The organism is Citrobacter amalonaticus (assembly GCF_037053465.1).
Taxonomy (GTDB): domain Bacteria; phylum Pseudomonadota; class Gammaproteobacteria; order Enterobacterales; family Enterobacteriaceae; genus Citrobacter_A; species Citrobacter_A amalonaticus_H.
In genome coordinates this window covers 33,735-54,213 of record NZ_JBALIF010000007.1, presented here as the reverse complement: position 1 = coordinate 54,213, position 20,479 = coordinate 33,735, and the positions used below count along the sequence as shown (strand labels likewise).

Here is a 20,479-nt window from a genome sequence, read left to right as displayed (position 1 = left end):
TGATGTAGGCCTGATAAGCGCAATGCCATCAGGCAATGGCAGGGGCTCGCTGCCGGATGGCGGCGTTGCCTTATCCGGCCTACGGAGTTGTGCCATCAGGCAAAAAGGGTTATGCGACTGCGGTTTCACGCCGGATCAGGGTGCCTTTATCACCGGTGAGAATGGCCGGACCATCGGCCAGTGAACCGATGCCCGCAATCCCCCGGCAACGGCTGACAAAATCCGCACAGGCCCGAACTTTTGGCCCCATTGATCCGGCATCAAACTGCATTTCACTCAGTAATTCCGGCGTCACCTGGGCCAGCGGCCGCTGTGTGGGTTTGCCCCAGTCGAGGTACACCGCGTCGGCATCGGTGAGGATCAGCAGCGCATCAGCGTGGATCTGGCTGGCGAGCAGAGCGGCGGAAAGGTCTTTGTCGATCACCGCTTCGAGTCCGTGGTAACCGTCCGCTTTCTCAACGACCGGTACACCGCCGCCACCGTTGCAGATCACCAGATGATCGCGGGCGATCAGCGTCTGGATAGCGTCGCTCTCCACAATGCGTTTAGGCTGGGGAGAGGGCACCACGCGGCGAAATGCGTTGCCGTCGGCCTTAAAAACCCAGCCTTTTTCAGCCTGGAGTGCCTGGGCTTGCGCCTTCTCATAAACCGGACCGATGTACTTGGTTGGGTTGCGAAAGGCGGGATCGCTGGCGTCCACTTCCACCTGAGTGAGCAGAACGCTGACTTCCCGCTGTGGCAGTTGATTCTTCAGCGCTTGTTGCAGCATGTAGCCGATCATTCCCTGGCTTTCCGCACCGAGAATATCCAGCGGATAGGGCGTGACGCGGTCATAGGCGCTGTTCTGGAGAGCCAGCAGGCCCACCTGTGGCCCATTGCCATGCACCAGCACGACACGCCACTGTCCGGTAAGCTGTGCGATGGTTTTCGCCGCCAGGTCGATGTTTTTACGCTGAATGTCGGCTTCAAGCGGTTCGCCACGCTTGAGCAGCGCGTTGCCGCCCAGGGCGACAACCAGAGTGGGTTTGTTAGTCATGTCGGGTCCTTAAATGCCATCGCGTTCCAGTGGGCAACTCATGCAGCGTGCGCCGCCGCGCCCGCGTCCCAGTTCGTCGCCGGGAATTGGGAGCACGGTGATGCCGGCTTTGTCGTATTTCTCGTTGGTCCAGATGTTGCGCTCATAACCGACAACCACGCCGGGGCGCAGGGTGAGCACATTGTTGGCGTCGTTCCACTGCTCGCGTTCGGCTTCAAACGCGTCGCCGCCAGTGGTGATCAAACGCACCTGATCGATGCCGAGCGCTTTCTCAATGGCGTGAACCAGCGTGCTCTCTTCGGTCCGCTTCAGGCCACCGCGTCCGTCTGGCGTAATGGTCCAGCACTGCACGTCCTGACGAACCACTTCCGGGTAGACGGAGAAGGTGTCGATGTCGATATGGGTCATGACGGTATCGAGATGCATGCAGGAGCGGTGTTTAGGGAGTTCAACAGCGATTACCCGTTCGGCCTGACGGTGCTTAAACAGCGACTGGGCCAGAAACTCGATGCCCTGCGGCGTCGTGCGTTCGGACATGCCTATCAGTACGGCACCGCGTCCGATCACCAGTACGTCGCCGCCTTCTAATGTGGCGTGGTCATAATTAATATTTTCGTCGCCGAAATATTTAATGAATTCGCCGTCGGAAAATTGTGGATGCCAGCGATAAATTGCGCGCAGATTATTGGTCTCGCGCTGGCGAGCTGCTTTTGCCATAGGGTTAATTGAGACACCGTTATATATCCAGCAGGATGTGTCACGGGTAAATAAATGGTTTGGCAGCGGCTTCATAATAAAGTCATTAATATCGTGAGTATCAACCACCATATTTTTAATCGAAGCGGGAATTTCGCCGTAGGTCAGCCCACCGCTTAAATGACGGGCCAGATCCCGGTGTGTCATATCCGCAAGCCAGCCGCGAATATCAGCCGCGAAAGTTGGACCCAGACGGTAATCCGAAACTTGTGTTTCCAGAAGCCAGCTTTTGGCGTCTGCGATATCAAGCGTTTGTGTCAGTAAATCAGTCAGTAACAGGACTTCAATACCCTGCTGGCGTAATGTGTTGGCGAAAATATCATGCTCTTCACCCGCCCGTTCTACCGACAGTACGTCATCAAACAGCAGTTCCTGGCAGTTAGATGGCGTAAGGCGTTTCAGGCTGAGATGAGGGCGGTGTAGCATTACGCTACGCAATTGACCGATTTCGGAACCGACATAATGTTTTTCCATTACGATACCTTTCACTCTTTTTCAGAAATAAAAAGGAGGTGGCTGCGAATAATGAAATTGCTCGTAGCCATAACGTGTTATCTATTTTTCGAAAGGCATCATTAATTTTATTCCTCAAAGGGAATGTGATGTCTTTCACATCAATGTGGATATTTATTTTTTGTTGGTTGATATATGACGAAGGTCTGAGAAATAATAAAAACAATAAAACTAAAAATGAATTACTACGCAGTTATTGGGCTGATTATTCTGCTGTGTTAATTATTTGTTGGCAGTGGGAAATAGAATGTTCATGATAACTTTTTGATTTGCATTGAGTTTAAATAAATACATGCATAACTATGCGTAAAGCGAATTATATTATTTTTTCTTTAAAGGAAATTGCGCAATAACTATGATGCTGTCTGGTCGTTATACTGGAGAAATGAATTGTGATCGACTAAGTGTTTTTCTTGTAACACCTTTTAAAACAAATAGTTCAATTGATTTTCTTAGTGACCGGGTTACCAGTTATGCATGAAAAATGCATAAATCACTGCCTGGCGTTAACAGACGTTCAACAACTCCAGCGATAAACATGCGCTGACGCAAAACTTCGCACGATAGGGATGGTGCTGCAGGAATTTTTCTCGTATAACATTTCAAAAATGAAACGCTGTTTTGAATGTGAGGTATGAGATGATTGTAGGGAATATTCACCAGCTGCAATCCTGGCTTCCGGAAGAGCTACGCCAGGCGATTGAATATGTTAAAGCTAACGTCACTGAGCAGACAGAAAAGGGCAGGCATGATATCGATGGCAGCCGTCTTTTTTATCTGATTTCTGAAGACATGACTGAACCGTTCGACAAGCGTCGCGCGGAGTTTCACGCACGCTATCTGGATATCCAGATTGTGTTAAAAGGGCAGGAAGGAATGACCTTTAGCGTGCTGCCTGCGGGGACGCCGGAAACAGACTGGCTGGCCGATAAAGACATCGCGTTTTTAGCGGAAGGTAAACAGGAGAAAACCGTAATCCTCAACGAAGGCGACTTTGTTGTCTTTTATCCAGGGGAAGTGCATAAACCACTGTGTGCCGTCGGCGCGCCCGCGCAGGTGCGTAAAGCGGTAGTTAAACTGCTGGTGGCTTAATGCGTTTGTGCCGGGTAATGGCGCGACTTACCCGGCCTGTCGCTGTTATTCGGCAACAGCTTATTGAGACAGCGTCGCCACCATTACCGCTTTAATGGTATGCATCCGGTTCTCAGCCTGAGAGAAGACAATGCTGGCCGGGGATTCAAACACCTCATCGGTCACTTCCATCCCGCCGTGCAGACCGAATTCCGCCGCCATCTTTTTGCCAAGCGTGGTCTGGTCGTCATGGAATGCAGGCAGACAGTGCAGGAACTTCACCTGCGGATTCCCGGTAAGCGCCATCATCTGGCTATTGACCTGATAGTCACGCAGCATGGCAATCCGTTCAGCCCACTTCTCTTTGGGTTCCCCCATCGACACCCAGACATCGGTATAGATAAAGTCTGCGCCTTTCACTCCGGCAGCGATGTCTTCAGTGAGCGTAATATTGCCGCCGTTTTTCTTCGCCATTGCGCTGCATTCCGCAACCAGCGACGGCTCCGGCCAGCAGGCTTTTGGCGCCACCAGACGCAGATCCAGTCCGGTGAGCGCGGCGGCTTCCAGCATTGAGTTACCCATGTTGTTGCGCGCATCGCCCGCGTAAACCAGCGTCATTTCATTAAAAGCTTTGCCCGGCAGATGCTCCTGCATCGTCAGGAGGTCAGCCAGCAACTGGGTTGGGTGGAACTCATCGGTCAGTCCGTTCCAGACCGGAACACCGGCGTATTGCGCCAGCGTCTCCACGATCTCCTGTCCATATCCGCGATACTGAATGCCGTCATACATTCGGCCCAGTACTCGCGCGGTGTCTTTAATTGACTCTTTATGCCCAATCTGGCTTCCGCTGGATCCGAGATAAGTCACGCGAGCGCCCTGGTCGTAAGCGGCAACTTCGAAAGAGCATCGTGTGCGGGTCGAGTCTTTTTCGAAGATGAGCGCGATGTTTTTGCCAGTAAGCTTTTGTTCTTCTTTGCCATTTTTCTTATCGGCTTTCAGTTTCGCGGCGAGCTGGACGAGTGCGGTGAGTTCAGCAGAGGTGAAATCGAGTAACTTCAAAAAGTGCTTCTGATAAAAACCTGACATAGTTCCCTCCTGTGGCAAATGCCATGTATTGAATTAAAATTCAATTTATATGGATGGTTATGCATTTGCAACCCGTTTAACAAATCTTTTCTGGAAAGGTGGAGGCAATGACGGCGGTATGTGACAATAAGAGTATCGGCAGGACATTATGAGGAACGAGCCATGGCAAACCCGGAACTACTGGAAGAGCAGCGTGAAGAAACGCGCCTGATTATTGAAGAATTACTGGATGATGGCAGCGATCCGGACGCGCTGTACACCATTGAGCACCACCTTTCCGCAGATGATTTTGAAACCCTGGAAAAAGCGGCGGTCGAAGCGTTTAAACTTGGCTATGAAGTCACCGAGCCGGAAGAGCTGGAAGTGGAAGAAGGCGACACCGTTATCTGCTGCGATATTCTCAGTGAATGTGCGCTGAACGCCGAGCTTATCGATGCGCAGGTGGAACAACTGATGAACCTGGCAGAAAAATATGAAATCGACTACGACGGCTGGGGTACTTACTTTGAAGATCCGAACGGCGAAGAAGGTGACGACGAAGATTTCGTCGATGAAGATGATGACGGCGTGCGCCACTAAGATCACAAGGCATTAAAGAGTACGGCAGCGCCTGCTGCCGTACTCTTTCGACAGGTTACTCATGGACTACCCGCAAATTCTCTCCCCAGTTCGCCACTTTCTGCACTGTCCGACGCCACAGGCCTGGATTGACGAGGCGCGCAATCCGCAAAATCTTCCTCTGCTGCTTACCGACCATCTGATATGCGAACTGAAAGCGGCGCAAACGGCGATGCTGCTGGTGCGTAAATACGTCGCCGATAAACCGGGGGCGGACGCGCTGCTTGCCTGGCTGCAACCGTATGAAGCCTTTGCTTTTCGGGAAGGACCGGAGCCGGATTTTCTCGCGCTGCATAAACAGATCGGTAAAAGCGTGATGCCAAAAACGGACGATCCCTGGGGGCGCCAGTTGATCGACAGCATGGTTCGCCTGATTAAAGAAGAGCTACACCACTTCTGGCAGGTGCGTGAAGCGATGCAGGCGAGAAATATTCCTTATGTGAAGATCACCGCCAGTCGCTACGCGAAGGGCATGTTGAAAGCGGTGCGTACACATGAACCGCTGACGCTGATTGATAAACTGATTTGCGGCGCCTATATCGAAGCGCGCTCTTGCGAGCGTTTTGCGGCGCTGGCGCCATTTCTTGACGACTTTCTGCAAACGTTCTACCTTTCGTTGCTGCGTTCCGAAGCGCGTCACTACCAGGATTATCTGTCACTGGCTCAGCAGGTCTCGCAAGAGGATATTTCTCCCCGCATATACTATTTTGGTGAAGTGGAAGCGGCACTGATCTCGACCCCTGACACGGAGTTTCGTTTCCACAGCGGTGTGCCTGTCGCCTCTTAATTTCGGTAGTTCTGCTCCCCGCAGGGTGACATCGTGCCGCGAGACGTGAAAAATGCTTCTCTTTTAAGGCAAGGAATACCAATACCATGAACTGGACACATGTCCTCCTCGCAGGCTACGTCGGCGCAGTGATCGCCATAGTGATTGGCCTGTTTCGTAAAAAAGGCTGGGTAGGAAAAGCATCTGGCACGGTGCTGATGATTGTTGCAATCGTCGCGTGGAATCTTTTCGATGTGCACTATCTGATTCCTCGGGAAAAATCGGTTTCCGGTCAGACAGAAGAACAGCGGTTCGATGCTGCGCTATCAAAAATGCCGACGTTTCAGGTGCTAAAAGAGCAGGAGCCGACATTTTGGGTCCACCTTCGCACCCAGGCGTTCCAACTAAAGAGGGAGGGAAAATCCGAACAGCAAATTATCGACACGATTCAACCGCAGGTAATGCAAATACAGATGTCTCGCTTACAGCAGGCGCCAGACAGTAATGTCATTGAGTATATGAAGATCAATCTTGAACAGATTGCGGCGGTGCAGAAAAAAGGCGACGACGCCTGTTTCCGTTTCCTTTTTCCGCATGTTAAAGGCGGCATTAACCCGATGCGCATGGTCCCACAGGACATTATCAAACGGCGTATGGAAAGCGATGCCGCCATGATGCGTGCGGCGTATGGTCCCAATAAACATACGGTGACTGACGCCGAAAAACAGCAGGCGATGCAGGATTTGCGAAACGTCGTCCCGGGCCTGGTGCAGCGTTATGGGGAGGATGTGCAGCTCATGGCTGAACCCCAGAAGGCGGTGGGAAAAGAGAAGATTGTGTGTGACCTTGTGCAGGATATGTGGACGGAAGTGCTGAAACTGCCAGCCGCTAATGCCGCTGGCGTAATTCGGCTTTCGGTATCGCCGGAAATGCAATAACCGGGATTACAGGGGTTTGAGCATACGCACTTCGCAATCCACGTGCCCGGTGCAGCCCAGCGGCTCACGGATGTGCTCAAACCCTAAGTGTTCATACAGGCCAATGGCCTCGCGTAAGAAGGCGGTGGTTTCCAGATAGCAACGCTTAAAACCGAGTTCACGGGCGTGGTCCAGCGCCATTAACGCCAGCTTTTTCGCCAACCCCTGGCCCCGTATCGACGGCAGAAAATACATCTTTTGCAGTTCACAAATATCCGGTTCACTACAGGATAACGGCGCAATACCGCCCCCTCCCACGACTTCACCATTACGTTCCACCACCCAATAGGCGTGACCGGGTTGACAATAAAGTTGATATAGCTCATCCAGATTCGGGTCGGCAACGGTATAACCTTTGTCTGCGGTGAGGCCATATTCGGCGGAAACCTGACGGATAACCGCAGCGATAGCCCGATTATCGTTCGCCGTCAGGCGACGTAATGTGAGAGAGTCGACAGCATTCATTTTACTACCCGGTTAAACAATACTAATAATTTGAACTAATAGCACCCCGCGCCAGGCGATGCAAGCATCTTATAACATAGAGGATGGATGTTATTTATGCAGATAATAAGGTAATATCTCTGTTGGCTGGTATTTCAATTGCCTGCTAATAATGTGTATTCTTAAGGATAATTAACGACAGGGATTTATTATGCAGGAAGATCTTATAAAAGAAGATGCGCCATCACATGCTTTTGAATTTCGTGGTGATGGTGGAAGTTATTTTCTTATTTGTCTGGTGAATTCGCTGTTGGTCCTTGTGACGCTGGGTATTTACCTGCCGTGGGCGTTAATGAAATGCCGCCGTTATATCTATTCTAATATGACTTTAAACGGACAACCATTTACCTGGAAAGTGACAGGCGGTGATGTATTTCTGAGCTGGCTTATGCTGCTGGTGATTTATATTGCAGGTATGGTGCTGATAAGCATGGAATACTTTTTCATTGGCGGAGCGGCGCTGGCGGCGTTGATCTTATCGATTCCTGTTCTGGTGATGAAAAATCTGCAATACCAGGCGGTGCGAACCTCTTTAAACAGTATCCACTTTGGTTTTCGTTTCTCCGCGTTAAAAGCGTTCTGGAATATTCTCTGCTTGCCTGTTCTGTTGCTCATCGCGCTGGGTGTGGTGATCTTCTGTCTGCTGCAGGTGTGTACGACAGAAACGCCGGGCGGCGTGATTTTTACTGTGCTCTTACTGGGGCTAACTGGGCTTGTCGGGGCGGGAGTCGTCAGTGGCGTTACTTACAGTCGCCTCATGATGATGGTGGGCGAGGGAGGGCGTTTTGGTTTGCACCCGTTCTCAGTACAGGTTAACGTCTGGCACTGTATTAAATCCGCTATTCTGGCTATGGCGGCGTTGGTGCCTTTCCTTGCCGTGGTCGGGTTTATCGCGATTGCGCTCTTTACATCCATATCCGGGCTCGACGTTTCGGGCATGACAGAAGATGAAATTGAATCGTTGATTCTTATCGAATATCAGCGGCAGATTGTGATAAGTCAGATTATTTATTATCTGGGGATCGCGATTTCCATGAGTTATTTGATTGTGGCGTTTCGTAATCACTTCCTGAATAACCTGCAACTCGCCGACGGGCATATTCGTTTTCGTTCCACGTTGACCTGGCACGGTATGGTTTATCGCCTGGGTGGACTGTATGTGATTTCAGCCATCACTGGCGGGTTGGCTTATCCTCTGCTGCGTGTGTGGCTGATTAGCTGGCTGGCGAAAAATACCTTTGTGGTGGGCGATCTGGATACGCTGACGCTTGCTGACAGCGATGAACCGGTGGATAACGGGGTGGTGTCGCGACTCTCTCGCGGCGTGATGCCGACGCTGTATTTCATGTAATAAAAAGGCCGGAGCATGCTCCGGCCTACACGCTGAATGTTTTGCCGGATGGCGGCTGATGCCTTATCCAGCCTACGGCATGCGCAACATTGATATGTTATGCACTGTCCGTGGTCTTGCCGGATGGCGGCTGATGCCTTATCCAGCCTACGGCATGCGCAACATTGATATGTTATGCATTGTCCGTTGTCTTGCCGGATGACGGCTGATGCCTTATCCGGCCTACACCATGTGGAACATCAATACGTTCTGCATTGTCCGTAGGCCCGATAAGCTTGCGCCATCGGGCATTTCATCGTTTATCAGTGGCCCTGTAATTACAGCGCTGCGATAACGGCCTGTTGCTCAATCAGCTTCGCTTTCGCCTCAGCGTAGCCGTCCAGCTTCTCGCGCTCTTTGGCGATCACCGCTTCCGGTGCCCGTGCGACAAAGCCTTCATTTGCCAGTTTGCTTTCGATGCGGCCAATTTCTGCGTCGACTTTCGCCACTTCTTTAGCCAGACGCGCCAGCTCAGCTTCTTTGTCGATCAGGCCCGCCATTGGGATCAGCAACTCCGCACCGTCGATGATTTTGGTCACAGAAACCGGACCTTTGTCATCAGCAGGCAGGACGATGATGCTCTCCAGACGTGCCAGATTCAACAGGAAGCTACGGTTGTCGTTGACACGGCGAATCGCATCTTCACTGCAACCACGCAGCAGCAGTTCCAGCGGTTTGCCCGGCGCGATGTTCATTTCCGCGCGAATGTTACGCACGGCAGTGATCGCCTGCTTCAGCCATTCGGTGTCAGCCAGCGCCTTTTCGTCAACCTGCGAGGCGTCGTAGGCCGGGAACGGTTGCAGCATGATGGTATCGGCGGTAATTCCGCAGATTACCTTCACGCGCTGCCAGATGGTTTCTGTGATGAACGGGATGATCGGGTGCGCCAGGCGCAGCAGACCTTCCAGGACGGTAACCAGCGTGTGGCGGGTGCCGCGCAGTTCGACATCCGTTCCGCCATTCATCACCGGCTTGGTCAGTTCCAGATACCAGTCGCAGAACTGGTTCCAGGTGAACTCGTACAGGATGCCTGCCGCGATATCAAAGCGGAAGTTATCCAGTGCTTCACGGTACGCTTTGACGGTCTGGTTGAACTCAGCCAGGATCCAGCGATCTGCCAGTGACAGGGTCATCTCACCGCCGTTAAAGCCGCAATCCTGCTCTTCAGTGTTCATCAGCACGAAACGGCTGGCGTTCCACAGCTTATTACAGAAGTTACGGTAACCTTCCAGACGCTTCATATCCCAGTTGATGTCACGACCGGTTGACGCCAGCGCCGCCAGGGTGAAACGCAGGGCATCGGTCCCGTGCGGTTCAATGCCGTCCGGGAACTGCTTCTCGGTACGTTTGGCAATTTTCTCAGCCAGTTGTGGCTGCATCATATTACCGGTACGTTTTTCCAGCAGTTCTGACAGAGAGATACCGTCAACCATATCCAGAGGATCGATAACGTTCCCCTTGGACTTAGACATTTTCTGGCCTTCGTCGTCACGAATCAGACCGGTCATGTAAACGGTATGGAAAGGTACCTGCGGCTTGCCGTTTTCATCTTTGATGAAGTGCATGGTCATCATGATCATGCGGGCAATCCAGAAGAAGATGATGTCAAAGCCGGAAACCATTACGGAAGTCGGGTGGAACTGACGCAGCGCGTCGGTGTTTTCCGGCCAGCCGAGGGTGGAGAAGGTCCACAGTGCGGAAGAGAACCAGGTATCCAGCACGTCGTCGTCCTGACGAAGCGCAACGTCGGCGCTCAGGTTATTTTCCTGACGGACTTCGTCTTCGCTACGGCCTACGTACACATTGCCGTCATTGTCGTACCAGGCCGGGATGCGGTGACCCCACCACAGTTGGCGGGAGATACACCAGTCCTGAATATCGCGCATCCAGGAAAAATACATGTTTTCGTACTGCTTCGGCACGAACTGAATGTCGCCATTCTCAACCGCTTCTACCGCCGGTTTCGCCAGTACGTCGGCACGGACATACCACTGGTCGGTCAGCATCGGTTCGATAACCACGCCGCCACGGTCGCCGTACGGGACGGTCAGGTCGTGCGGTTTAATCTCTTCCAGCAAGCCTAGCGCGTCGATCGCAGCAACCACCGCTTTACGTGCGGCAAAGCGCTCCAGCTTCTGGAACTGCGCCGGGATTTCGTTGGAGTAGACGTCGGACTCATTGCCTTTGGTGTCGTACACTTCCGCGGTTTCACGGATATCGCCGTCAAAGGTCAGGATATTGATCATCGGCAAGGCATGACGACGACCGACTTCGTAGTCGTTAAAGTCGTGCGCCGGGGTGATCTTCACGCAGCCAGTGCCTTTTTCCATATCCGCGTGTTCGTCGCCTACAATCGGAATGCGGCGGTCAACCAGCGGCAGTACCACGAATTTGCCAATCAGGTCTTTATAGCGCGGATCTTCCGGGTTTACCGCCACGCCGGTATCACCCAGCAGGGTTTCCGGACGCGTGGTGGCAACCACCAGGTAGTCTTTACCGTCGGCGGTTTTCGCGCCATCTGCCAGCGGATAGCGGATGTGCCACATCGATCCTTTGGATTCGCGGTTTTCCACTTCGAGATCGGAAATCGCGGTGCGCAGTTTCGGATCCCAGTTGACCAGGCGTTTACCACGGTAAATCAAATCTTCTTTGTACAGGCGGACGAACACTTCTTTCACGGCATTAGAAAGGCCTTCGTCCATAGTGAAGCGCTCACGCTCCCAGTCAACAGAGTTACCGAGACGGCGCATCTGGCGAGTGATGGTACCGCCGGATTCCGCTTTCCACTGCCAGATTTTGTCGATAAAGGCATCGCGACCATAGTCGTGACGGGTTTTACCTTCTTCAGCGGCAATCTTACGCTCAACCACCATCTGGGTCGCGATGCCGGCGTGGTCGGTCCCGACCTGCCACAGGGTGTTTTTCCCCTGCATGCGCTGGTAGCGGATCATGGTGTCCATGATGGTTTGCTGGAAAGCATGACCCATATGCAAACTGCCGGTGACGTTCGGCGGCGGGATCATGATGCAGAAGGACTCTTTGCTTTCATCGCCATTAGGCTTGAAATAGCCCTGCTTTTCCCAGTGCTCGTAAAGCGGCTGTTCGATATCTTGTGGGTTGTATGTCTTTTCCATTATTTCCAGGTTGCCGTATTCAGGTTAAAACCAGCCACGCGGTAGGCTTTGTAGCGATCGCGCGCCGATTGTTTCAGAGAATCTTCATAAGGGACGAAGTCTATCACTTCTGTGAAAGCGGTGGCAAAATCTGCAAAGCCGACGCGCAGGCTGATCAGCAGATCGCGCGGACTGCTGTTGCGTTTTTCCGGCCAGGCGATTTCGACTGGCGCACCGCCGCGCGGTCCTTCGCCCGCCAGATTATGCGGTACAAAACTGTCGGCGGGTCTGGCCCACAGCGCTTCATCCAGGCGGATCGCCTGTTTTTCGTCTTCGCAGGCAATCAACACGCGCTTGCCACTGCGCCAACGTTCTGCGGCAATGTCACACACCAGTTGTTCCACGGCGCTGAGACCGTCCTGATGGGTGTCGTTGTCCAGAAGGTAGAACGTTGCGTTTCTCATGATATGGGGCTTCTTGTGGTGAATTTAAATGTGTTGCCGTAGAGCATGTCCCGTAGGCCGGATAAGCGCAGCGCCATCCGGCAAAATGCCTAATCAGGCCTACGGGCAACCTTCAACTTACTCTTCGCCGTTAAAACCGGCACGATTGAGCAAGAACTGCGACAGTAACGCCACCGGACGACCGGTGGCGCCTTTGGCTTTCCCGGAACGCCATGCGGTACCAGCGATATCCAGGTGTGCCCAGTTGTACTTACGGGTAAAACGTGACAGGAAGCAGCCCGCCGTGATGGCCCCACCCGGACGACCGCCAATGTTCGCCATATCCGCGAAGTTGGACTCCAGTTGTTCCTGATATTCATCGCCCAGCGGCAGACGCCACGCACGGTCACCTGCCTGTTCGGACGCGCCGATCAGTTCATGCGCCAGCGGATTATGGTTCGACATCAACCCGGTGATGTGGTGACCGAGCGCAATCACGCAGGCGCCCGTCAGGGTTGCCACATCAATAACGACTTCCGGCTCGAAACGCTCAACATAGGTTAAGACGTCGCACAGCACCAGACGGCCTTCGGCATCGGTGTTCAGCACTTCTACGGTTTGACCGGACATGGTGGTCAGCACGTCGCCCGGACGATAGGCACGACCGCCAGGCATGTTTTCACAGCCTGCCAGTACGCCGATGACATTAATAGGTAACTGGAGTTCCGCCACCATGCGCATCACGCCATAAACGGCCGCCGCGCCGCACATGTCGTATTTCATCTCATCCATACCTTCGGCAGGCTTGATGGAGATACCGCCGGAATCAAAGGTGAGACCTTTCCCGACCAGCACAATAGGACGCACATCGTCGGAGGAATTGCCTTTGTATTCGATGACCGACATCAGCGACTCGTTCTGCGAACCGTGACCAACGGCGAGATAAGAGTGCATGCCCAGCTCTTTCATCTGCTGTTCGCCGATGACGCGGGTGATCACGTTCTTGCTGTAGCTGTCGGCCAACTGGCGCGCCTGAGAGGCCAGATAAGCGGCGTTACAGATATTGGGCGGCATGTTGCCGAGATCTTTCGCGGCTTTAATCCCTGCCGCAATCGCCAGCCCGTGCTGAATGGCGCGTTCGCCGCTGGTCAGCTCACGGCGAGTCGGCACATTGAAAACCATTTTACGTAACGGACGACGCGGCTCGCTTTTCGTGGTTTTCAGTTGGTCGAAGCTGTACAGCGTCTCTTTGGCCGTCTCAACCGCCTGGCGCACTTTCCAGTAGTTGTTGCGCCCTTTGACGTGCAGTTCAGTCAGGAAGCAGACGGCCTCCATCGAGCCGGTATCATTCAGCGTGTTTATCGTTTTCTGAATAACCTGCTTATACTGACGCTCATCCAGTTCGCGCTCTTTGCCGCAACCAATGAGGAGGATACGCTCGGACAGCACATTAGGCACATGGTGCAGCAACAGGGTCTGACCCGGTTTGCCTTCCAGTTCGCCACGGCGCAACAGGGCGCTGATGTACCCGTCGCTGATTTTATCGAGCTGTTCTGCAACCGGAGAAAGGCGACGCGGTTCAAAGACGCCCACGACGATGCAGGCACTCCGCTGTTTCTCCGGGCTACCGCTTTTTACACTAAACTCCATGCACTACGCTCCTGAATCTTAAAGACAACGGCGGCGCCTGCGGTTAGAATTGCAAGCTTTCGTAACTCATGTCCGCAGTTGCGATGACTTCGTGTTAATCTTAACGTTATTACGGCATTGGCACATCAGAACGCGTTCTGAGTGGCGAATCCGCTGAGTATAATAATTTTAGCGACGATTTCGACGACTCAAGAGAATAAATGACGTTTAAGCCATGAAACAAGCTAAATTCCTGCAAAAAACGAGTTTTTACGGGCGTATTTAAAGTGATAATCATAAGATATCTGGTGCGGGAGACGCTCAAAAGCCAACTTGCCATCCTCTTCATCCTGCTTTTGATCTTCTTTTGTCAAAAGTTAGTGCGGATCCTCGGCGCGGCGGTTGATGGCGACATTCCGGCAAATCTGGTGCTCTCGCTGCTGGGGCTTGGCGTACCTGAAATGGCGCAGCTCATTCTGCCACTCAGCCTGTTTCTCGGGCTTCTGATGACGCTGGGCAAACTCTATACCGAAAGTGAAATTACGGTGATGCACGCCTGCGGTCTGAGCAAGTCCGTACTGGTTAAAGCGGCCATGATTCTGGCGCTGTTCACCGGCATTGTCGCGGCCGTAAATGTCATGTGGGCGGGACCATGGTCGGCGAAACATCAGGATGAAGTGCTCGCCGAAGCCAAAGCGAACCCGGGTATGGCGGCACTGGCGCAAGGGCAATTCCAGCAAGCGACCAACGGTGGCTCGGTTCTGTTTATTGAAAGCGTAGACGGTAGCGATTTTAAAGATGTGTTTCTCGCGCAGATTCGCCCGAAAGGCAATGCGCGTCCGTCCGTTGTGGTCGCGGATTCCGGTCATTTATCGCAGTTGCGTGATGGGTCGCAGGTGGTCTCGCTGAATAAAGGGACTCGCTTTGAAGGCACTGCGTTGCTGCGCGATTTCCGCATTACGGACTTCCAGGGTTATCAGGCGATCATCGGTCATCAAGCGGTGGCGCTGGATCCGAACGACACTGATCAGATGGATATGCGTACTCTGTGGTCAACGGATACCGACCGCGCCCGTGCGGAACTGCACTGGCGTATCACGTTGGTATTCACCGTATTTATGATGGCGCTGATGGTCGTACCGCTGAGCGTGGTGAATCCACGTCAGGGACGGGTGCTGTCGATGCTGCCCGCGATGCTGTTGTATCTGCTGTTCTTCCTGATCCAGACCTCTCTGAAATCCAATGGTGGTAAAGGTAAGCTGGACCCGGTGCTCTGGATGTGGGTCGTCAACCTGTTGTATCTGGCGTTGGCGATAGGGTTGAACTTGTGGGATACCATACCGGTGCGCCGTCTGCGCGCCCGTTTTGCGCGTAAAGGAGCGGTGTGATGCAACCATTTGGTGTACTTGACCGCTATATCGGTAAAACCATTTTCACCACCATCATGATGACATTGTTCATGCTGGTGTCGCTCTCCGGCATTATCAAGTTCGTTGACCAACTGAAAAAAGCCGGACAAGGGAACTATGATGCGTTGGGGGCAGGGATGTATACCCTGCTCAGCGTGCCGAAAGATGTGCAGATTTTCTTCCCCATGGCGGCGCTGCTTGGCGCGCTGCTGGGACTCGGGATGCTTGCGCAGCGCAGTGAGCTGGTGGTTATGCAGGCATCGGGTTTCACCCGTATGCAGGTGGCGCTTTCTGTCATGAAAACCGCTATCCCGCTGGTGCTGCTGACCATGGCTATCGGCGAATGGGTGGCGCCGCAGGGCGAACAAATGGCGCGTAACTACCGTGCGCAGGCGATGTATGGTGGTTCGCTGCTTTCAACTCAGGAAGGTCTGTGGGCGAAAGATGGCAATAACTTTGTGTATATCGAGCGGGTAACGGGCGAAGAAGAGTTAGGCGGGATCAGTATTTACGGCTTTAACGATCAGCGTCGTCTTCAGTCTGTACGCTATGCGGCGTCGGCAAAATTTGACCCGGAACAGAAGGTCTGGCGTCTGTCGCAGGTGGATGAGTCGAACCTCACCGACCCCAAGCAGATAACCGGCTCGCAAACGGTGAGCGGCACCTGGAAAACTAACCTCACGCCAGACAAACTGGGGGTGGTGGCGCTGGATCCGGATGCGCTCTCCATCAGCGGTCTGCACAATTATGTGAAATACCTGAAGTCGAGCGGCCAGGATGCCGGACGCTACCAGCTCAACATGTGGAGCAAGATCTTCCAGCCGCTTTCTGTGGCGGTAATGATGTTGATGGCGCTGTCGTTTATCTTTGGGCCGCTGCGAAGCGTACCGATGGGCGTACGTGTGGTGACGGGGATCAGCTTTGGTTTTGTGTTCTACGTGCTGGACCAGATTTTCGGCCCGCTGACGCTGGTGTATGGCATTCCGCCGATGATTGGCGCACTGCTGCCAAGCGCGTCATTCTTCTTGATTAGCCTCTGGCTGATGATGCGTAAGTCATAATCTCCGGCACGTTCTGGTGCAGTGCCTGCTGGCGCTGCGCTTATCAGGCCTACTCGCGGAACTATGATGCGTAAGTCGTCATCTCTTGTAGGCCGGATAGGGCGGTTACGCCGCCATCCGGCAAACTGCGGCGCAATGCCTAGCGTTTTCTCCCGCCCATCAAACTCCCCAACATGCCACGGATAAGTTGATTCGTGACCTGACGCGCGGCGCTTTTCGCCACGCTCTGTACCACGCCATCCCGTTTACCGCCGCGCGGTCCGGTGCTGCCGAAAAGAATCTCTTTCAGCCCGCCCAGAATACCGTCGTCAACCGCGACGTCATTACCTTTCACCGTTGGGTTGTTCTGTGCTTCGGTTGCTGCCTGTACGCCTTTTTGCAACATTTCGAATGCGGATTCCCGGTCGAGACAGTCTTCATACTTGCCGTAAATCGAAGAGTGGTTAATCAGCCCGTTGCGCTCGTCGTCCGTCACCGGTCCCATGCGTGAACACGGGGCGATCACCATTGCCCGTTCTACCACGGACGGACTCCCTTTGGCATCAAGAAATGAGACCAGGGCTTCGCCGGTGCCCAGTTCCTGTATCGCTTTCTCCGTATCAAACGCCGGATTCGCCCGCATGGTTTGCGCGGCGGTTTTCACTGCTTTTTGATCTTTCGGCGTAAAGGCGCGCAGAGCGTGCTGAACACGGTTACCCAACTGACCAAGCACGTTATCCGGAATATCTGCCGGATTCTGCGAGACGAACCAGACGCCGACGCCCTTCGAGCGGATAAGGCGGATTACCTGCTCGATTTTATCCAGCAGTACCTGTGGCGCGTCGTTGAACAGCAGATGCGCTTCGTCAAAAAAGAAGACCAGTTTCGGTTTATCCAGATCGCCTGCTTCCGGCAGTTGTTCGTAAAGCTCAGAGAGCATCCACAACAGGCTGGCTGCGTAGAGTTTTGGCATCTGGTAGAGTTTTTCTGCGCTGAGAATATTGATGATCCCTTTACCGTTGGTATCGGTGCGCATCCAGTCTTTGATATCAAGCATTGGCTCGCCAAAGAAGTGTTCGGCGCCCTGCTGCTCAAGCGTCAGCAACCCACGCTGAATAGCGCCGACCGAGGCGCTGCTGATATTGCCATACTGATTCTGGAAGGATTTAGCGTTGTCGCCGATGTACTGGGTGATGGCCCGCAGATCTTTGAAATCCAGCAGCAACAGCCCCTGGTCGTCGGCGATCCGGAAGATAATATTCAGCACGCCAGACTGCACCTCGTTGAGGTTCAGCAGACGCGCCAGCAGTAGCGGCCCAAGATCAGAGACCGTGGCGCGCAACGGATGGCCTTTTTCGCCGAAGATATCCCACAGCACCACCGGGTTATTGTGAGGTTGCCAGTCGGTCACACCGATATTTTTCAGTCTGCCAAGTAGCTTCTCAGAGGCTTGTCCCTCTGCGGCGACGCCAGTTAAGTCGCCTTTCACATCGGCCATAAATACCGGTACGCCGATCTCCGACAGCGATTCCGCCAGTTTTTGCAGCGTGACGGTTTTCCCGGTTCCGGTCGCGCCGGTAATCAGCCCATGGCGGTTAGCCATGCCGGGAAGTAAAAACAGTTCAGTGTCCGGCGTGCGGGCAATCAGCAAAGGTGCGATCATGAGATTTCCTCCATTTATTCTGCGTCGAGTATAGGCAATGTCGATGAAAGAGAATATGCGTGGAAGAGAGAAATACTCCTAAAGCGTATTGCCGTGATAAATCTGGTAACCCAAATCAACCGTATTATGGTTGTGGTCGTTGTTCTTGATTTTACTCAGTAACATCTGCGCCGCCATGCGACCAATGTCGAAGCGGGGGGTTATCACGCTGGCCAGACTGGGGATCATCTGCCGGCCCATCTCCAGCCCGTGAAAACCCGCGATGGAGATGCGTTCTGGTACGCAAAGATCGCGGTCGCGGCAGAACAACAGCGCGCCCATCGCAATATCATCATTGGTACAAAAGACACCGTCTAAATCCGGATGGGCGATCAGCGCGTCGCGCATCAATTGTGTCCCTAAATGAATCGACGAGATGGCCCGAGGATTGGCTCGTAACGGTGTCAGGCCTCGCTGCGTCATTGCGTCGCAATACCCGCGAAAACGCTGTTCATCCCGGATATCATCTTTGGAACCGAGATAGAGAATTTTGCGTCGCTGGCGTTTATCCAGCATCGTACTGACCATATCAAAAGCTGCCTGGCGGTTATCAAACCCGACTTCCATATCCAGGCGGTCGCCCTGAATATCCATTAACTCGATGATCGGAATGGCGGCCGAACGCAGGAATTTTACCGTTCGCAGGGTGTGGTACTTTTCGCAAAGAATAATGCCGTCAATGTTGTAAGAGAGCAGGTTAATGACAGACTCTTCTTCCGATTCGCGATCGTAGTTGTAGTTTGCAATCAGCGTCTGGTAGTTATGACCGGAGGTGACCGATTCAATCCCGGCAAGAATATCGGCGAAAAGCTGGTTTTGAAAGGAGGGAATAAGCACGCCAAGGGTGTAACTCTGCGCGTTCAACAGCATGGCGGGGGCGCGGTTCGGGATGTAGTTAATTTCCTCCATGATCTGCGCGATACGTTCGCCGGTTTCCTTCGAGACCTTTTTCGGCGAGCGAATATAGCGGCTGACCGTCATTTTGGTTACGCCGGCGAGCGTGGCGATATCCTGCAAAGAAATTCTGTGGTTCCTCATTTTCTCTCCAGTACCGGGGGACGGCGGCATCGTCCCCCGATTGTTAATCACGCTTTAATGCAGAATGGCGTTCAGTGCCAGTACACCCAGCAGCCCCATAATTGAAATCAGCGTTTCCATTACCGTCCACGTCCTAAACGTCTCACCCACGCTGAGGTTAAAGTACCCTTTAAACAGCCAGAAACCCGGATCGTTAACGTGCGAAGCGATTACGCTACCCGCCCCGGTTGCCAGCACCATTAGCGCCGGGTCGACATGGGTAACGTTGATAATCGGCAGCACCACGCCTGCGGTTGTGATCGCGGCGACTGTCGCCGATCCCAGCGCAATACGCAGCAACGCCGCGACTGTCCAGCACATCAGCAGCGGCGACAACGAGGTGCCGGTCATCAGGTGCGAGATATACTGGCCCACGCCGCTGTCCACCAGAACCTGCTTAAATGCCCCACCGCCTGCGATGATAAACACAATCATGGCGATAGCGCCGATAGAGTCACCGACAATATCCATGATCTGTTCTATCGTGCGGCCATTGCGGCGGCCCAGCGTGAAAATAGCCAGTACGATGGCGATAAACAGCGCGACCGCAGGGTTGCCGATAAACTCAAAGAATACCCGTACCGAATGGTTTTTTGGCAGCGTAATTTCACAAACTGCGGCAACGGCCATCAGTATGACGGGGATCACCGCAGCAAAGATACTGTTCCAGAAAGACGGCATCTCCTCTTCGGTGAACAGATGTGGGTTAAATAGTCCTTTCGGCGGCGCTTTTTCAAAGCGGGTCAGAAATTTTGAAAACAGCGGGCCTGCGACAATCACCGTTGGAATAGTGATAATGAATCCATAGAGCAGCGTCGTGCCGAGATTGGCTTCAAAAATTGTCGCAATGGCGGTGGGACCGGGGTGCGGCGGCAGAAAACAGTGCGTCACCGAGAGTGCGGCAACCATCGGTACGCCGACATACAGCAATGGCAAACCGGAAGAGGCTACCACCGTAAAGACTAACGGCAGCAGCAGGACAAAACCAACTTCGAAGAACATCGCGAGGCCGACAACCAGCCCGGTGATGACCAGCGCCCACTGCACGCGTTTTGCCCCGAACGTATCAATAAGGGTTGTGGCGATGCGTTGCGCGGCCCCGGTATCGGAAATCAATTTTCCCAGCATCGCGCCAAAACCGAGGATCATCGCCAGCCCGCCCAGGGTGCCGCCAATCCCGCTTTGAATGGAATGTAAAACGGCCTGCGCGTCCATCCCTTCGGCAAATCCTACGACGGCTGCCACCAGAACCAGCGCGATGAAGCCGTTGACTTTAAAGCCAATCATCAGGACCAGAAGCAACGCGACGCCTGTCGCAATTATGATTAATGGCATAATCTTATCTCTTA

At 53.4% G+C, this 20,479-nt stretch carries 19 protein-coding genes; 8 read left to right on the top strand and 11 right to left on the bottom strand.

Annotation, left to right across the window (positions count from 1 at the left end; genetic code table 11):
• Positions 1–109: 109 nt before the first annotated feature.
• Positions 110–1,036, bottom strand: coding sequence for a carbamate kinase (gene arcC, locus WB371_RS13330; protein WP_336220553.1), 927 nt, complete (start codon positions 1,034–1,036; stop codon positions 110–112).
• 9 nt (positions 1,037–1,045) lie between these two features.
• Entirely contained in the window at positions 1,046–2,266 is a 1,221-nt protein-coding gene (gene arcA / locus WB371_RS13325) for an arginine deiminase (RefSeq protein ID WP_336220552.1), read from the bottom strand.
• Between the two features lie 678 nt (positions 2,267–2,944).
• On the opposite strand from arcA, the gene WB371_RS13320 reads away from it, so the two are divergent.
• Positions 2,945–3,397, top strand: coding sequence for a YhcH/YjgK/YiaL family protein (locus tag WB371_RS13320; RefSeq protein ID WP_336220551.1), 453 nt, complete (start codon positions 2,945–2,947; stop codon positions 3,395–3,397).
• Positions 3,398–3,457: 60 nt separating this feature from the next.
• On the opposite strand, the gene argF is transcribed toward WB371_RS13320, so the two are convergent.
• On the bottom strand, positions 3,458–4,462 hold the full coding sequence (gene argF, locus WB371_RS13315; protein WP_336220550.1) for an ornithine carbamoyltransferase: 1,005 nt from the start codon (positions 4,460–4,462) through the stop codon (positions 3,458–3,460).
• Positions 4,432–4,527 carry a putative translational regulatory protein ArgL gene (argL, locus tag WB371_RS23825; RefSeq protein WP_420704052.1) on the bottom strand — a complete coding sequence of 32 codons (96 nt, stop codon included), beginning with the start codon at positions 4,525–4,527 and terminating at the stop codon, positions 4,432–4,434. Before argL ends, argF begins: the two co-directional genes overlap by 31 nt.
• Positions 4,528–4,624: 97 nt before the next feature.
• Between argL and rraB the strand changes: the two genes are divergently transcribed.
• From rraB to WB371_RS13300, 3 genes are all read left to right on the top strand, one after another.
• Positions 4,625–5,041, top strand: a complete 417-nt coding sequence (gene rraB, locus WB371_RS13310) for a ribonuclease E inhibitor RraB (RefSeq protein ID WP_336220549.1) — start codon at positions 4,625–4,627, stop codon at positions 5,039–5,041.
• A 61-nt stretch (positions 5,042–5,102) separates the two neighbouring features.
• Positions 5,103–5,867 (top strand): tRNA isopentenyl-2-thiomethyl-A-37 hydroxylase MiaE, encoded by a 765-nt coding sequence (gene miaE, locus WB371_RS13305; protein WP_336220548.1) that lies wholly within the window; start codon positions 5,103–5,105, stop codon positions 5,865–5,867.
• Positions 5,868–5,953: 86 nt separating this feature from the next.
• Positions 5,954–6,784, top strand: a complete 831-nt coding sequence (locus tag WB371_RS13300) for a topoisomerase II (protein ID WP_336220547.1) — start codon at positions 5,954–5,956, stop codon at positions 6,782–6,784.
• 6 nt (positions 6,785–6,790) lie between these two features.
• Here WB371_RS13300 and WB371_RS13295 read toward each other — a convergent pair whose 3' ends face one another.
• Entirely contained in the window at positions 6,791–7,288 is a 498-nt protein-coding gene (locus tag WB371_RS13295; RefSeq protein ID WP_336220546.1) for a GNAT family N-acetyltransferase, read from the bottom strand.
• A gap of 190 nt (positions 7,289–7,478) precedes the next feature.
• Here WB371_RS13295 and WB371_RS13290 point away from each other — a divergent pair, with 190 nt between their 5' ends.
• Positions 7,479–8,678, top strand: a complete 1,200-nt coding sequence (locus WB371_RS13290) for a YjgN family protein (RefSeq protein ID WP_336220545.1) — start codon at positions 7,479–7,481, stop codon at positions 8,676–8,678.
• A 317-nt stretch (positions 8,679–8,995) separates the two neighbouring features.
• Here WB371_RS13290 and WB371_RS13285 read toward each other — a convergent pair whose 3' ends face one another.
• From WB371_RS13285 to pepA, 3 genes are all read right to left on the bottom strand, one after another.
• Positions 8,996–11,851, bottom strand: a complete 2,856-nt coding sequence (locus WB371_RS13285; RefSeq protein ID WP_336220544.1) for a valine--tRNA ligase — start codon at positions 11,849–11,851, stop codon at positions 8,996–8,998.
• Positions 11,851–12,294 (bottom strand): DNA polymerase III subunit chi, encoded by a 444-nt coding sequence (holC, locus tag WB371_RS13280; RefSeq protein ID WP_336220543.1) that lies wholly within the window; start codon positions 12,292–12,294, stop codon positions 11,851–11,853. Before holC ends, WB371_RS13285 begins: the two co-directional genes overlap by 1 nt.
• Positions 12,295–12,411: 117 nt before the next feature.
• Positions 12,412–13,923, bottom strand: coding sequence for a leucyl aminopeptidase (gene pepA, locus WB371_RS13275; RefSeq protein WP_336220542.1), 1,512 nt, complete (start codon positions 13,921–13,923; stop codon positions 12,412–12,414).
• 153 nt (positions 13,924–14,076) lie between these two features.
• Here pepA and ytgA point away from each other — a divergent pair, with 153 nt between their 5' ends.
• From ytgA to lptG, 3 genes are all read left to right on the top strand, one after another.
• Positions 14,077–14,127, top strand: coding sequence for a protein YtgA (gene ytgA, locus WB371_RS13270; RefSeq protein WP_211180521.1), 51 nt, complete (start codon positions 14,077–14,079; stop codon positions 14,125–14,127).
• Positions 14,128–14,189: 62 nt separating this feature from the next.
• Entirely contained in the window at positions 14,190–15,290 is a 1,101-nt protein-coding gene (gene lptF, locus WB371_RS13265; protein WP_336220541.1) for an LPS export ABC transporter permease LptF, read from the top strand.
• A complete protein-coding gene (gene lptG, locus WB371_RS13260; RefSeq protein ID WP_336220540.1) occupies positions 15,290–16,372 on the top strand; it encodes an LPS export ABC transporter permease LptG in 1,083 nt (360 codons plus the stop codon). The genes lptF and lptG overlap by 1 nt, the downstream gene beginning before the upstream one ends.
• Before the next feature lie 139 nt (positions 16,373–16,511).
• On the opposite strand, the gene WB371_RS13255 is transcribed toward lptG, so the two are convergent.
• The 3 genes from WB371_RS13255 to idnT all read right to left on the bottom strand — a co-directional run bounded on the left by WB371_RS13255 (position 16,512) and on the right by idnT (position 20,465).
• On the bottom strand, positions 16,512–18,014 hold the full coding sequence (locus tag WB371_RS13255; RefSeq protein ID WP_336220539.1) for a helicase HerA-like C-terminal domain-containing protein: 1,503 nt from the start codon (positions 18,012–18,014) through the stop codon (positions 16,512–16,514).
• Positions 18,015–18,092: 78 nt separating this feature from the next.
• Positions 18,093–19,091, bottom strand: coding sequence for a DNA-binding transcriptional regulator IdnR (gene idnR, locus WB371_RS13250; RefSeq protein WP_336220538.1), 999 nt, complete (start codon positions 19,089–19,091; stop codon positions 18,093–18,095).
• A gap of 54 nt (positions 19,092–19,145) precedes the next feature.
• A complete protein-coding gene (idnT, locus tag WB371_RS13245; protein ID WP_336220537.1) occupies positions 19,146–20,465 on the bottom strand; it encodes a gnt-II system L-idonate transporter in 1,320 nt (439 codons plus the stop codon).
• Between the last annotated feature and the right edge of the window lie 14 nt (positions 20,466–20,479).

Coding starts and splice junctions, on each gene's coding strand:
- arcC (WP_336220553.1), bottom strand. CDS start 1,036: ATGACTAACAAACCCACTCTGGTTGTCGCCCTGGGCGGCAACGCGCTG.
- arcA (WP_336220552.1), bottom strand. CDS start 2,266: ATGGAAAAACATTATGTCGGTTCCGAAATCGGTCAATTGCGTAGCGTA.
- WB371_RS13320 (WP_336220551.1), top strand. CDS start 2,945: ATGATTGTAGGGAATATTCACCAGCTGCAATCCTGGCTTCCGGAAGAG.
- argF (WP_336220550.1), bottom strand. CDS start 4,462: ATGTCAGGTTTTTATCAGAAGCACTTTTTGAAGTTACTCGATTTCACC.
- argL (WP_420704052.1), bottom strand. CDS start 4,527: ATGCATAACCATCCATATAAATTGAATTTTAATTCAATACATGGCATT.
- rraB (WP_336220549.1), top strand. CDS start 4,625: ATGGCAAACCCGGAACTACTGGAAGAGCAGCGTGAAGAAACGCGCCTG.
- miaE (WP_336220548.1), top strand. CDS start 5,103: ATGGACTACCCGCAAATTCTCTCCCCAGTTCGCCACTTTCTGCACTGT.
- WB371_RS13300 (WP_336220547.1), top strand. CDS start 5,954: ATGAACTGGACACATGTCCTCCTCGCAGGCTACGTCGGCGCAGTGATC.
- WB371_RS13295 (WP_336220546.1), bottom strand. CDS start 7,288: ATGAATGCTGTCGACTCTCTCACATTACGTCGCCTGACGGCGAACGAT.
- WB371_RS13290 (WP_336220545.1), top strand. CDS start 7,479: ATGCAGGAAGATCTTATAAAAGAAGATGCGCCATCACATGCTTTTGAA.
- WB371_RS13285 (WP_336220544.1), bottom strand. CDS start 11,851: ATGGAAAAGACATACAACCCACAAGATATCGAACAGCCGCTTTACGAG.
- holC (WP_336220543.1), bottom strand. CDS start 12,294: ATGAGAAACGCAACGTTCTACCTTCTGGACAACGACACCCATCAGGAC.
- pepA (WP_336220542.1), bottom strand. CDS start 13,923: ATGGAGTTTAGTGTAAAAAGCGGTAGCCCGGAGAAACAGCGGAGTGCC.
- lptG (WP_336220540.1), top strand. CDS start 15,290: ATGCAACCATTTGGTGTACTTGACCGCTATATCGGTAAAACCATTTTC.
- WB371_RS13255 (WP_336220539.1), bottom strand. CDS start 18,014: ATGATCGCACCTTTGCTGATTGCCCGCACGCCGGACACTGAACTGTTT.
- idnR (WP_336220538.1), bottom strand. CDS start 19,091: ATGAGGAACCACAGAATTTCTTTGCAGGATATCGCCACGCTCGCCGGC.
- idnT (WP_336220537.1), bottom strand. CDS start 20,465: ATGCCATTAATCATAATTGCGACAGGCGTCGCGTTGCTTCTGGTCCTG.